Here is a 13027-nt window from a genome sequence, read left to right as displayed (position 1 = left end):
ATGACCGAACGGGAAAAGATGCAGACCGGGCAGTGGTATTGCTGTCTGGACCCGGAACTGGACGCCCTGCGCGCGCAAGCCCGTCGCGTGGTTCATGCGCATAACACCTGTCCACCGGATAGCCGCGGTGCGATGGCACCGGACTTACGGGCGCTGCTGGCCAGCACCGGACCGGATTGCTTTTTCGAGGCCCCGTTCCACTGCGCCTATGGGATCAACATTCACCTCGGCGCGCGGGTTTACTTCAATGCCGGTTGCGTGGTTCTGGACACCGCACCTGTGCGCATCGGTGACGACACGATGTTCGGCCCGCACGTCCAGATCTATTGCGCCCAGCACGCTCAAGACCCGGCCGAACGGGCGCAGGGTCTGGAAATTGGGTTGCCTGTGACCATTGGCCGGAATGTGTGGGTTGGCGGAGGTGCTATCCTGATGCCCGGCGTCACCATCGGCGACAACGCGACCATCGGCGCGGGCAGCATCGTAACCAAAGACATCGCTGCCGGAGAAACGGTGGTCGGCAACCCTGCCCGACCGCTGCACCGAACCTAAGCGCCCTCGGCCTTTTCTTCCAGCGTCAACCACTCTTCCTCGGCGGCGGCCAGTTTTTCCTGCCGTTCGACCAGTGCTTCGGTCGCCTTCTGGAACTTGACCGGCTCGCGGGTGAACAGCTCGGGGTCAGACATGAGTTCTTCCAGCTTGCCGATCTCGGCCTCAAGGCGTTCGATCTCGGCGGGCAGCTTGTCCAGCCGGTGCTTCTCCGAGAAGGACAGACCCGATTTCGACGGGTTCTCCTGCTTTATCTTCGACTTAGAGGGCTTTATTTTTTCTTCCTTCTTCGGAAGAAGGTCGCCCCTCTGCGCGATATAGTCCGACCACCCGCCCGCATAGACCGTGGCGCGGCCGTTGCCCTCCATCGCGATGGTAGTAGTGGCGACCCGATCCAGAAAGTCCCGGTCGTGGCTGACCAGCAGGACGGTACCGTCATAATCGTCCAACAGTTCCTGCAGCAGGTCCAGAGTCTCGACATCCAGATCGTTGGTCGGTTCGTCCAGCACCAGCAGGTTCGAGGACTTTGCCATCAGCTTGGCCAGTAATAACCGTGCTTTTTCGCCACCTGACAGAGACTTAACGGCCGCTCTTGCCTGCCGTTCGTCGAACAGAAATTCCTTGAGGTAGCCGACCACGTGTTTGGGTTGCCCTCCGACCATCACCTGATCGGCCTTACCCGACACTCGCATCTCGGGGTCGCCGGTCAGGCTGTCCCACAGGCTCATTTCGGGGTCCAGCTGCGCACGGGTCTGGTCGAAAACCGCGATTTCGAGATTGGTGCCCAGTGTCACCGAGCCTTCATCCGGTTGCTCCTGCCCCAACAACATCTTCAACAGCGTCGTCTTACCCACACCGTTAGGGCCGACAAAGGCTACACGGTCGCCGCGCTGCACCAAAAGATCAAAGTTCCGAACAATCTGCTGCGCGTCAAAAGACTTGGCCAACCCTTTAGCCTCAATCACCTTTCGTCCGGATTTCGGCCCTGCCTCCAGTGTCATCGCCGCTGAACCCTGCCGCTTGATCTGCGCCGCCTTCTCGGCCCGCAACGCCTGCAATGCCCGCACCCGGCCCTGATTGCGTTTGCGACGGGCGCTGATGCCCTCAACGGCCCATTTGGCCTCGGACTTGATCAGGCGGTTCAGCTTATGGCGCTGCTGGTCTTCTTCTTCCCAGACCTTATCGCGCCACGCCTCAAAGGCGCTGAACCCCTGCTCTTGCCGCCGCACCATGCCCCGGTCGATCCACAGCGTTGCGCGGGTCAAAGCGCGCAGAAACGCGCGGTCGTGCGAGATCAGCACATAGGCTGTCCGCGTTGCACCCAATTCACGTTCCAGCCAAGCGATGGCCTCGATATCCAGATGGTTGGTCGGCTCGTCCAGCAGCATCAAGTCGGGCGCCTCGGCCATCAGCTTTGCCAGTGCCGCCCGCCGCCGCTCACCGCCCGAAGCGGTTTCGACCGGACGCGAAGGATCGAACTTTAGTCCTTCGCCGGCGCGTTCAACTTTGTACAGCTCGCCCGGCTCCAACCCGCTCGAGGCGTAGTCGCCCAGCGTGGTAAATCCCTTCATACCGGGGTCCTGCTCCATGTATCCGACGGATTTGCCCGGAGGCACCACGATATCGCCGCGATCAGGCTCAACCAGACCGGCCATCACTTTCATCAATGTGGATTTACCGGACCCGTTCCGCCCGACCAGCGCCACGCGGTCGCCCGGTTGAACCACCAGATCAAGTTCGGAAAACACCGGATCGCCCCCGAAAGTCAGGGATATGCCGGACATCTGCAACAAAGGAATTCTCGCCATGCCTGCCAGCTAAACCGGCAGGACCGAAGCGTCAACTTGGATTACCTGGCCACTGCCCGCAGCAGACGTTTCCGGGCCGGCGGAATCGCGCCAATCTCGAGCCCGGTGAAGACATGCAGTGTGTTCATGTGGCGATCCACCACCGCATGATCACTGACCCAGCCGCCCATCATCAGGTAGGTGCGCAGCAAGGGTGGCATCCGCAGCATTGCCATTTTCTCATCCGGGCGGCGGCGCAAACGGGCGGCAAAGCGAAACACATCCGGTGCCTTGACCCGCGGCAGCCAGCGTTTTGGCGCCAAATGCCTTTGTTTCAGCATGGCAAAGGCATCAAGATAATCCGCTGTTTCCGTCCCTGCAAAAGAGGAACAGCCAAACAGCATCTCGACGTTGTTCTGATCGACATAGGTCGTCATTGCCCCCCATGCGACGCGAAGAATGTCCGGGTCGGTCCAGTCGGGATGAATGCAGAAGCGTCCCATCTCGACCATCCGCCCTGTGAACCCTTGAAGGGCAGAAAGGTCATAAAACTGCGCCGAATAGCTGCGGGTGATCTCGGAGCCGTCTTCCATGGTCAGCATACGAAAACAGCAGACCAACTGCCTGCCTTCTCGCATATCTTCGACCAGGATATGGGCACAGATCGAATCGAATGCGTCCTGATCAGTCTGATCGGATCCGAAAGCCATCGTGCGCAACCGCTGGGCAGCCGTCACATCCTGCGGTGTCTGCGCCAATCGCGCGCGATATCGGCCTTTACCAAGCAATAGTGCCATGGTCGCATCCTCCGCGGTTGCTGACCCGTTACGTCTTGCTGTGTCACTATCACATCATGTGTGACTGCCATGTGACCATAGCAAGGTATGGCATTCGTTACTGCGACGCGCCGGGAATATTGGCTGGGTTGAAGTTGCCGATGTTGCCCAAGAGCTGACGAATAAAGCCCTGACCCTGAATTGTCGATTCGGTAATGCGGCGATCCAGCGGAACAACGATACCGTCCTCAAGCCCGAACCGCTCGATGTTCCGAACGACGCCACGGTCATCAAAGCTGATTGCCACCAGCTCACGCGAGACAACTTCGGGTTTTTTCGGGCCATAGTGACGAACGCGTGACCGGACGTAATAGAACCCGGAATCGCGCACCACTCCGGATGAGCTTGGCGCACCAACGGTTTCGAGAACACTGTCACGGGTGTCGACACCCACTTTGATCTCGGCAAGATCCTCAGGGGGCGGGATATACCCGTGATTCTTGAAGACCGGAGTACATGCACTGGCCGCCGCCAGACAGGCCGCAAAGACAAGCGTTCTGGACGCCGGTTTCAACCTGTTCACAACCTTCAACATTTACACCCTCTTGCCTTGGCCCTTTGCGGGCCCTATCCGCTTACATCAAACCGCAGCCCCGGTTCAACACAGGAAAGGGTCACGAATGAGCAACCAGACATCTCTGCGGGTGGCCGACCTGCCCCAAAACGCAGCCACGCCTTTTGACTTGCGCCCGGACAACAAGGCGTTGGAGGCGATAAGGGACGACTTGGGCTTGCTTGGCCTGCGCAAACTCAGCTTTGTGGGTGACGTAAGGGCACAGGGCAAACGCGACTGGGCGCTGAATGCAAAATTGGGCGCTACAGTAGTTCAGCCCTGCGTGGTGACTCTGGAACCGGTGACCACCCGCATCGACATCCCCGTAACCCGAGTATTCATTGCCGACTGGGTTGATCCCGAAGAGCCCGAGTTCGAAATCCCCGAAAATGACGAGACTGAACAATTGGGCGCTGAGATCGACCCGGCACTTGTGATGATCGAGGCGCTGTCGCTGGCCCTGCCCCAATACCCGCGCAAAGAAGGCGCCGAGCTGGGCCAGGCCGACTTTACCGAGCCGGGAAAACAGGCGATGACCGATGAAGACGTCAAGCCGTTTGCCGGGTTGGCAGGATTGCGCGATGCGTTGAAAAAAGACGAGTGACATAGGTCTGTTTTCCTGTCATAGCAGGCGCTCAGAAAAATCGCTTGAACATACCGAGAATCGCAGTATTTTCGCGCGCTCATCGGAATTTGGGTTGGACAACGTGGGGCTCGTACCCTAAACGCGCGTCAAACCACGAGAAAAACGAAGAATGAAACCCGGCCACAGCGAATCTGTCGGCCCTTAGTTAGACAAAGGTTGAGACCATGGCCGTCCAACAGAACAAAGTTTCCAAGTCGCGTCGCAACAACCGCCGCGCACACGACGCTCTGGTTGCTGCAAACCCGAACGAATGCCCGAACTGCGGCGAGCTGAAGCGCCCGCACCACGTGTGCGCGTCCTGCGGTCACTACGATGATCGTGAAGTCGTCGCACAAGCCGACGAAATCGATCTGGACGAAGACGCGGCCTAAGCCTTTTAAAAGCGAAGGCAAGGCATGACTGAACAGCCCACGCACGCCGGACGGATTACCATCTCGGTTGACGCTATGGGCGGAGATTCGGGGCCCGCAACCGTGGTTGCGGGCATCGCCAAATCGGCAAACATAAACCCCGACATCGCGTTCATCCTGCACGGGCCTGAGCAAAGGCTGCGCAAACTTGTCGCCAAACGGCGTGTCCTGCAGGGGCGCGTCGTTTTTCGTGATTGCCCCGACGTAGTCACGATGGAGGACAAGCCCAGCCAGGTTGTCCGCAACGGCAAACAGACCTCGATGTGGTCGACGCTGGATTCGGTGCGCAATGGCGAAGCCCATGGCGCCGTCTCCTGCGGCAATACCGGCGCGCTGATGGCATTGTCGATGATGCGGTTGCGTAAATTGCCGGGCGTGAACCGCCCGGCAATTGCGATTCTGTGGCCGTCGCGCAACCCGCAAGGGTTCAACGTGATGCTGGATGTGGGCGCGGATGTGCGGGCCGACGCCAAGGATCTGCTGCAATACGCGCTGATGGGCGCGTCTTATGCCCGTAACGGCATGGCGCTGGAACGTCCGCGCATAGGCCTGCTGAATGTGGGCACAGAAGAACACAAGGGCCGCGCCGAGCTGAAAGAAGCCCACGCAATGATCGCCGAGTTCGCAGAGCAGGCGAATTTCGAATTTGTCGGCTTCGTCGAAGGCAGCGACATTCCCGGTGACAAGGCAGATGTCATTGTAACCGATGGCTTTACCGGCAACGTCGCGATCAAGACCGGCGAAGGCACGGCCAGCCTGATTGGCGACCTGTTACGTCAGGCGTTCAAATACTCGCCCCTATCGCGCTTGGCCTCGGTTCTGGCGATCACATCGCTCAACCGTCTGAAAAAACGTATCGACCCGCGCCGTGTGAATGGCGGGGTATTCCTTGGCCTCAACGGAATCGTGGTCAAGTCGCATGGTGGCGCCGATGCCACCGGAGTCTCAGCGGCAGTCAAACTGGCCTTTACCCTCGCCCAGTCTGGCTTCGCCGAAAAATTGGCGGCACGGGTTGCATCAACAGCCGAGCTTGCACAAGATGCCGCCCACACGCCGCCAAAGGCCGGCGAATAACAAAAAAGGCAGTACCCAAGCATGGCAGGCCGTTCAGTTGTCGTAGGTGTCGGACATTATTTGCCAGAGCGCGTCGTTCCGAATTCCGAGTTTGAAAAGACGCTCGATACAACGGATGAGTGGATCAAGACCCGCTCGGGGATCGAACGCCGCCATTTTGCAGCCGATGATGAATCCACTTCGGATCTGGCCACCAAAGCCGCCGAGGCCGCGCTAGCCGATGCGGGTCTGACTGCGGAAGACATCGACGCGATCATTGTGGCAACCTCGACTGCCGATCTGACATTCCCGTCTGCTGCAACCATGGTTCAGGCGCGTCTGGGCATGACCAAGGGCTTTGCCTTTGACGTTCAGGCCGTCTGCGCTGGTTTCGTCTTTGCACTCAGCAACGCCAACGCTCTGATCCTGTCCGGTCAGGCCAAACGGGTTCTGGTCATCGGGGCCGAGACTTTCTCGCGAATCATGGATTGGACCGACCGATCGACCTGCGTGCTGTTCGGAGATGGTGCCGGTGCGCTGGTTCTTGAGCTGCAAGAAGGCACGGGCACATCCGATGATCGCGGCGTTTTGGCCACCGACCTGAACTCGGATGGCCGGTACAAGGACCTGCTGTATGTGGACGGCGGCGTGTCGACTCAGTCGACCGGCCATTTGCGGATGCAGGGCAATCAGGTTTTCCGCCATGCCGTTGAAAAACTGACAAAAACTGCGGAAACCGCCCTGGAGACCGCGGGCCTTGGCAATTCGGATGTCGACTGGATCGTGCCGCATCAGGCCAATATCCGCATCATACAGGGCACTGCCAAGAAAATGGGCCTGCCGATGGAAAACGTGGTCGTCACCGTACAGGACCACGGCAACACCTCAGCCGCGTCAATTCCTCTGGCGCTGTCGGTGGGCAAACAGCGTGGCCAGATCAAGCAAGGCGATCTGATCGTAACCGAGGCCATTGGTGGCGGTTTGGCCTGGGGTGCGGTTGTCCTGCGCTGGTAACCGGCGCAAAACGGCTTACACACAGGCCTGCAATTCATTGATATTGACAGTGAAATTGCCTCCACCATATTCTTTGGTATCAACAGGGGAAATGGTATGGGCGATAAAACACTGACCAGAATGGATCTGAGCGAGGCCGTCTTTCGCGAAGTTGGCCTGTCACGCAACGAGAGCGCGCAACTGGTCGAAAGCGTTCTGAACCACATGTCCGATGCGCTGGTGCGTGGCGAACAGGTAAAGATTTCATCCTTTGGCACTTTCAGCGTTCGGGACAAGACCGCTCGGATCGGCCGTAACCCCAAAACCGGCGAAGAGGTTCCGATTCAGCCCCGCCGGGTTCTGACTTTCCGCCCGTCGCACCTGATGAAGGATCGCGTCGCGGCAGGGAACCGCAAATAAGATCAGGACGGCAAGGTTATGAGCAAGTCCCCCGACGCGTTTCGCACGATCAGTGAAGTTGCGGATTGGCTGGGCGTTCAGGCTCATGTCCTGCGATTCTGGGAAAGTCGTTTCAATCAGGTCAAACCGGTGAAACGCGCCGGGGGTCGACGCTATTACCGGCCCAACGACATGCGCCTTCTGGGTGGCATCAAAAAACTGCTGCACGAGGATGGTATCACCATCAAGGGCGTTCAACGAATCCTGCGCGAACAGGGCGTGGCATATGTTGCGGCGCTTTCGCAGGGGCTGGACGAGGTGGCCGAGCCAGAAGCCCCGAAAAACGACAGCGTTGTCGTACCCTTCAACTCAAACTCTGCGCCGACCAGCGAACAGATCAATCTGGATTTGGGCGACTCATCTCCCGAACCTACGTCCCCGCAAACAGCAGAGACCCCGCCGCCCAGTCCCCCAGCACCGAAACAAACCACCCCGATGGCCGCGCCTGAATATCTGGATGAAAGCCCCCTGCTGGGAGGAATCGCAACGCAGGCGTGGAATCGAACCGAATTCGACGACCAGTTGCTGAAACAGATTGCACCGGTGGCCAAAGATCTGCGCGCCGTTCTGAACCGCATTGAAAACCGATCGGCGGGATAAGAAAAAAGGCGATGATTTCCTCTTGCCCCCGCCGGGAAAGTCTTTATGAACACCTCAACGTCGGGCTATGGCGCAGCCTGGTAGCGCGTCCGTCTGGGGGACGGAAGGTCGCAGGTTCGAGTCCTGCTAGCCCGACCAAATCACACCGACGTTTATGGCAGACAGGCCAGATCCCGCTCTGGCATCAGGGGGGATCGGAATGACTGGCGTATGCCCAAACCAACAGATCGAAGGCATGATTGAACGCGGTGAAATCACTTCCAGCCCTCAGATCATCCCTGCTCAGGTTCAACCGGCCAGCCTGGATTTACGCCTGGGAACAGTAGCTTACCGCGTCCGCGCGTCGTTTCTGGCAGGCGAAGGGCGCTCGGTCGCCGACCGCCTGGCCGAGTTCGAGATGCACCGCATAGACATTTCCGACGGTGCCGTGCTTGAGAAAGGCTGCGTTTACCTGGTGCCGCTTATGGAATCGCTGGCCTTGCCCGCCAGCGTGACCGCTGTTGCCAACGCCAAAAGCTCTACCGGGCGGCTTGACCTACTGACCCGCACCATCACCGATGGCGGCACGGAATTTGACCGAGTGCCGGCGGGTTATTCCGGACCGCTATATGCCGAAATTTGTCCGCGCTCATTCTCGGTTCTGGTGCGTCCGGGAATGCGGTTGAATCAGATACGCTTCCGGCAGGGTCAGGCGGTGCTCAGCGATGCAGAGTTGATGGCGCTCCACAACGAGTCGCCGCTGGTCGATGGCCCGGCGGTAATTCAGGATGGGTTGGGTTTTTCCGTCGACCTGCAACTGCCCGACACCGATCTGGTGGGTTACCGCGCCAAGCCGCATACCGGCGTCATCGATCTGGACAGGATCGGCGAATACGACCCTCAGGAATACTGGGAAGAGGTACGCACCCGCGATGGCCGCATTATTCTGGACCCCGGTGCGTTCTACATTCTGGTCAGCCGCGAGGCCGTTCACATCCCACCGATGTACGCCGCCGAAATGGCCCCCTATCTGGCGATGGTCGGTGAGTTCCGGGTGCATTATGCCGGTTTCTTCGATCCCGGCTTCGGCCACGCCGAAGCCGGCGGTGCCGGGTCGCGCGGTGTACTGGAAGTACGCTGCCACGAGGCGCCCTTCGTGCTGGAGCACGGCCAGGTCGTCGGGCGGCTTGTCTATGAGAAGATGGCAGAAATGCCCACGCAGCTATACGGCGCGGGCATTGCGTCAAACTATCAGGGACAGGGGCTGAAACTGTCCAAACATTTCAAGGCTGTTGGCTAGAACTTCATGAACCGGCGCATTTGGCGGGTCATCCGCTGTGCCTGTCTCAGGTTCTGCGACGGGTGCGGGCCACTGCTGTTCGCGCGGTTGGGGTCGTCAGGCTGTTGATCCGACTTTCCACCCATACGGCTGGCCATGTCAAAGCCCTTGTCCACACCCTTACTGACAAGGCGGCGCATGACCTGACGTACGATCATGTCGATGATCCGATTGGCGTTCATTGCTCAACTCCGTTTCCTGCTGTCCAACATAGGGGTCTCATGTGACAACAAAAGGGCTATGTGATCACTCTTCCTCGAACAATTCGGTCTGATCCTCGTCTTCTTCGTCCTCACGCCCTTCCCCCAAGGGAATAGTGCCCGGCGGTGGCCTGTTTTCAAGCAACCCTGCGGCGCGCAATTCCTTGAGGCCTGGTAGATCGCGGGCGTTCTCCAGCCCGAAATGGTCGAGGAAATGCGGTGTCACCACAAAGGTCACCGGACGGCCCGGTGTCATGCGGCGGCGGCCCAGCCGGATCCACTCCATTTCCAATAATTGGTCGATGGTCCCGCGCGAAACCGAAACGCCGCGGATTTCCTCGATCTCAGCCCGGGTGCAGGGCTGGTGATAGGCAACGATGGCCAGCGTTTCGATGGCGGCCCGACTCAACTTTCGAGTCTCAACCGTTTCCTTCTGCATCAGAAAGCCTAGATCGGGGGCTGTGCGGATGGCCCAGGCCTCGCCCACGCGGACCACGCGAACGCCACGCCCTTGATAGCGTTTTTGAAGCATTTCAACCGCTTGTGTTGCATCGCTGCCATGGGGCATACGGGCTTCAAGGTCACCAACCGTCACCGGTTCAGCACTGGCGAACAGCACGGCTTCGACCATACGTTCCTGTTCCGCAACGGGCGGAGCTTCGAACAGGGTGCCGGTGCCTTCGTCTTCGGGGGCGTCAGTCACGAGTTTCGGTCCTCTTACGCAGATGGATCGGGGCAAAGGTTTCGCTTTGCTTGATTTCCATATGTCCTTCTTTCACCAACTCCAGCGAGGCTGCAAAGGTCGCCGCCGTGGCCGACCGGCGCCGGACCGGGTCGGCGTCCCAACCCTCGGGCAAATATGTCTCCATATCCGTCCAGGCACCGGCAAACCCGATCAGAGGGCGCATCCGTTCCAGCGCCTGTTCCATCGTGAATACGGCGTCGCGGTCCATGACAAAAGGCCGGAATTCGTCACGCGTGCGAATGCGGGCATAGCCCTGCATCAGGTCCAGCAGAGTGGCAGAATAAGTCACGGTGCGGATGCGGGTGACGTCCTCGCCCTGCCCGCGTTTGAAAAAATCGCGGCCCAGCTGATCGCGTGCCATCAGGCGGGCGGCGGCATCCCGCATAGCCTGTAAGCGTTCCAACTGAAAGGCCAGGTGCGCTGCCAGTTCCTCACCCGACGGGCCTTCGTCATCCGGGTCCGGCGGCAGCAACAGACGGGATTTCAGGAAAGCCAGCCAGGCCGCCATCACCAGATAATCAGCCGCTAGTTCAATCCGCAGTGCTCGGGCCTTTTCGACAAAGGCCAGATATTGTTGCGCCAGCGCCAGTACCGAGATTTTCCGCAGGTCAACCTTTTGTGTGCGCGACAGGGTCAGCAGCACGTCCAGCGGGCCTTCGAAGCCGTCGACGTCAACGATCAGTGCTTCGGCCGCAAGGCGATCCGCGACCGAGACCGGGTCTTCGCTGAAAAGATTATCGTTCATATACCTGCCCGCCCATTAGGGCAGATAGTTCCGCCTCGGCGGCCTGGATGTCAAGTTCCGCAGGCTTTTGCCGCATCGTCAGCGCCTTTTCTGCGCGCTTCGCGGCCTGCTCGGTCATTTGTCCGGCCGCGTCCAGCACCTTGGCGCGGGCGTCAAACGTGCCATTGCAGTGCAAAACCACATCACACCCCGCGTCCAGCGCCTGACGGGCAATGTCCTCGGGCGCACCGCTCAGGGCCTTCATCGAGATATCGTCGGTCATAATCAACCCGTCGAACCCGATCTTGTCGCGGATCAGGCCGATCATTGTCGGCGAGATCGTCGCTGGTTGCGGGTCGATCCGGTCATAGACCAGGTGCGCCGTCATCCCCATCGGCAGATCGTTCAGATCGCGGAACGGCACGAAATCGACCTGTTCCAGCGCGTCCTGTGTCAGGTCCACGTGTGGCAGGTCGTGGTGACTGTCGAGCGTGGACAGACCATGGCCCGGCATATGCTTGATGACGGGCAAAACGCCGCCATCCAGATGGCCCCTGGTAACGGCCTTTCCCAGCCGCGAAACCTGTTTGGGATCAGAACCATAGCAGCGGTTTTTCAGAAACGCGTGCGTATTGTCCCGCGCCAGATCAACCATCGGGGCGCAATTGCTGTCAATACCCAGCCCGAATAGCTCATCGGCGATCAGACGATACCGCAGATACATCGCCCGTTCGGCCTGTTCCCCGGCCCGCGCAACGTGATCCAGTGGTGGCAGCCATTCGCGGGCCAGTGGTGCGCGCAGGCGCTGGACCCGACCGCCCTCCTGATCGATTGTGATGGGGCAATTGCGGCCCACGGCATCGCGGAATTCATCGCACAGGGTCCGGACCTGATCGGCGCTGTCGATATTGCGCGCAAACAAAATGAACCCGAACGGGTTCATCTCGCGAAACAGTCTCTTTTCCTGTGGCGTCAGGCGCAGGCCTTCGGCGTCGGTAATGGCCGCACCAAAACTCACCGAGCGGCCACCGGGATGCAATCGGCGCCGCTCGCCTCAAGCGCAGCACAGAACTGACGCGAGTCGCTCAGGTCGTCAAACCCCAGAACGCGCAACCGATAAAAGGTCCGTCCGCCGCGTGAGGTTTTCTGGATAACACGCTGTTTTCCATCCATATAATCCCCAAACTGGCCATTCAGTCGATCCCATTCGGCGCGCGCCACGTCCGAGCTTTCATAAGCGCCAAGCTGCGCCATGCGGGTGCCTTTGGACAGCGTGTCAGGATCAATATCCACCCCAACAGCAGCTTTGACGGCGGCATTGATCGCGTCTTCGGTGCTGCTGTTCGGAGTGATGCGGCTGGGCGTTGCGCGGGCCGGGCGCGTGATCGGGCGCAAAGACCGGCGGACCCCAGGCAATGCGGCCAGTTCTGGATCGGGCAGTTGTGCGGCCAGATCCGTGGGATCGATTGCAGGCTCTTCGTCGGGCAAGGACAAGGCAGCCAGTTGCACGCCTTCGGCCGTCGGTTCGTCAATCCGGGCCGCGTCCCCTGCCAGCTCGGAAACCAGAGCATCCACCGTATCCTGACGCAGCTCGGCGGCCTCTTGGTTGGATATCTCTTCCTGAACCACATGCACAGCCGGAGTGGGTTTCAGAGGTTCAACCGGCGTGTCTTCATCGGTCAGTGAAACTGGGCGCGGCGCAAGGATCAGACGGTCCGCAGGCGGTGCGGCGGTTCCCACCGCAGCCACGGCGTTGACGGCCAGACCCTGATGATCCGCAGGCGTTCCGCCGGGGTTATCGGGCTGAACGCGCATCGGCCCCTCGATGGCCCGCACGACCGGCACACCGGACACATCGCGCATCACCAACTTGTAGCCCCAAACGCCGATCCCGGCGACCAGAGCAAGGGACGCAACCGCGCCCATCGCATTGACGATACGGCTCAGCCCCGCTGCGCGCGGGGCCTCTTCATATCCGTGCATGTCGTCGGAATACTCGTACCCATCCTCAGGATTCGGTTGATTCGTGTAATGCATCTGCTCGGGGCGCATCTGCCCCGAGTAATCGTAACTTGCCATATCCGCCTCACCGCCCGATAGCGCCTTAAAACATGGCGCGCGGGTCATTTCTTGTCTGCCTCGTTCCGGCGGTTC

Annotated in this window: 16 protein-coding genes and 1 tRNA gene; 9 read left to right on the top strand and 8 right to left on the bottom strand. The window is 59.8% G+C overall.

Annotated elements, in window-relative coordinates:
* A complete protein-coding gene (locus ACR0IM_RS01085; RefSeq protein ID WP_480680569.1) occupies positions 1-552 on the top strand; it encodes a sugar O-acetyltransferase in 552 nt (183 codons plus the stop codon).
* Here ACR0IM_RS01085 and ACR0IM_RS01080 read toward each other — a convergent pair.
* The 3 genes from ACR0IM_RS01080 to ACR0IM_RS01070 form a co-directional block, all read right to left on the bottom strand.
* Positions 549-2357 carry an ABC-F family ATP-binding cassette domain-containing protein gene (locus tag ACR0IM_RS01080; RefSeq protein WP_480680568.1) on the bottom strand — a complete coding sequence of 603 codons (1809 nt, stop codon included), beginning with the start codon at positions 2355-2357 and terminating at the stop codon, positions 549-551. The genes ACR0IM_RS01085 and ACR0IM_RS01080 overlap by 4 nt on opposite strands.
* A gap of 41 nt (positions 2358-2398) precedes the next feature.
* Positions 2399-3133 (bottom strand): GNAT family N-acetyltransferase, encoded by a 735-nt coding sequence (locus tag ACR0IM_RS01075; RefSeq protein ID WP_480589471.1) that lies wholly within the window; start codon positions 3131-3133, stop codon positions 2399-2401.
* Positions 3134-3230: 97 nt separating this feature from the next.
* Positions 3231-3707, bottom strand: a complete 477-nt coding sequence (locus ACR0IM_RS01070; protein ID WP_480589472.1) for an outer membrane protein assembly factor BamE — start codon at positions 3705-3707, stop codon at positions 3231-3233.
* 85 nt (positions 3708-3792) lie between these two features.
* Between ACR0IM_RS01070 and ACR0IM_RS01065 the strand changes: the two genes are divergently transcribed.
* From ACR0IM_RS01065 to ACR0IM_RS01030, 8 genes are all read left to right on the top strand, one after another.
* Complete coding sequence (locus tag ACR0IM_RS01065) at positions 3793-4329, top strand: YceD family protein (protein ID WP_480589473.1); 537 nt, start codon at positions 3793-3795, stop codon at positions 4327-4329.
* 206 nt (positions 4330-4535) lie between these two features.
* Positions 4536-4742 (top strand): 50S ribosomal protein L32, encoded by a 207-nt coding sequence (gene rpmF / locus ACR0IM_RS01060; RefSeq protein WP_008756996.1) that lies wholly within the window; start codon positions 4536-4538, stop codon positions 4740-4742.
* Between the two features lie 24 nt (positions 4743-4766).
* On the top strand, positions 4767-5855 hold the full coding sequence (gene plsX, locus ACR0IM_RS01055; protein ID WP_480589474.1) for a phosphate acyltransferase PlsX: 1089 nt from the start codon (positions 4767-4769) through the stop codon (positions 5853-5855).
* Positions 5856-5876: 21 nt separating this feature from the next.
* Positions 5877-6848 (top strand): beta-ketoacyl-ACP synthase III, encoded by a 972-nt coding sequence (locus ACR0IM_RS01050; RefSeq protein WP_480640208.1) that lies wholly within the window; start codon positions 5877-5879, stop codon positions 6846-6848.
* 96 nt (positions 6849-6944) lie between these two features.
* Entirely contained in the window at positions 6945-7247 is a 303-nt protein-coding gene (ihfA, locus tag ACR0IM_RS01045; protein ID WP_008755922.1) for an integration host factor subunit alpha, read from the top strand.
* 18 nt (positions 7248-7265) lie between these two features.
* A complete protein-coding gene (locus tag ACR0IM_RS01040) occupies positions 7266-7886 on the top strand; it encodes a MerR family transcriptional regulator (protein ID WP_480589476.1) in 621 nt (206 codons plus the stop codon).
* Positions 7887-7947: 61 nt separating this feature from the next.
* A tRNA-Pro gene (locus ACR0IM_RS01035) sits at positions 7948-8024 on the top strand.
* Positions 8025-8085: 61 nt separating this feature from the next.
* On the top strand, positions 8086-9165 hold the full coding sequence (locus ACR0IM_RS01030; RefSeq protein WP_480640206.1) for a 2'-deoxycytidine 5'-triphosphate deaminase: 1080 nt from the start codon (positions 8086-8088) through the stop codon (positions 9163-9165).
* Here the strand turns inward: ACR0IM_RS01030 and ACR0IM_RS01025 are convergent.
* From ACR0IM_RS01025 to ACR0IM_RS01005, 5 genes are all read right to left on the bottom strand, one after another.
* Positions 9162-9386: a hypothetical protein gene (locus ACR0IM_RS01025; RefSeq protein WP_480640205.1), complete on the bottom strand. Its 225-nt coding sequence runs from the start codon at positions 9384-9386 to the stop codon at positions 9162-9164. The genes ACR0IM_RS01030 and ACR0IM_RS01025 overlap by 4 nt on opposite strands.
* 64 nt (positions 9387-9450) lie before the next feature.
* Complete coding sequence (gene scpB, locus ACR0IM_RS01020) at positions 9451-10107, bottom strand: SMC-Scp complex subunit ScpB (protein ID WP_480680567.1); 657 nt, start codon at positions 10105-10107, stop codon at positions 9451-9453.
* Positions 10100-10894 carry a segregation and condensation protein A gene (locus ACR0IM_RS01015; RefSeq protein WP_480640204.1) on the bottom strand — a complete coding sequence of 265 codons (795 nt, stop codon included), beginning with the start codon at positions 10892-10894 and terminating at the stop codon, positions 10100-10102. The genes scpB and ACR0IM_RS01015 overlap by 8 nt, the downstream gene beginning before the upstream one ends.
* Entirely contained in the window at positions 10884-11891 is a 1008-nt protein-coding gene (gene nagZ / locus ACR0IM_RS01010) for a beta-N-acetylhexosaminidase (protein ID WP_480640203.1), read from the bottom strand. The genes ACR0IM_RS01015 and nagZ overlap by 11 nt, the downstream gene beginning before the upstream one ends.
* A complete protein-coding gene (locus ACR0IM_RS01005; RefSeq protein WP_480640202.1) occupies positions 11888-13000 on the bottom strand; it encodes an SPOR domain-containing protein in 1113 nt (370 codons plus the stop codon). The genes nagZ and ACR0IM_RS01005 overlap by 4 nt, the downstream gene beginning before the upstream one ends.
* Positions 13001-13027: the final 27 nt, after the last annotated feature.

The organism is Ruegeria sp. BF6, from assembly GCF_056538665.1.
This window is presented reverse-complemented; position numbering and strand designations above follow the sequence as displayed.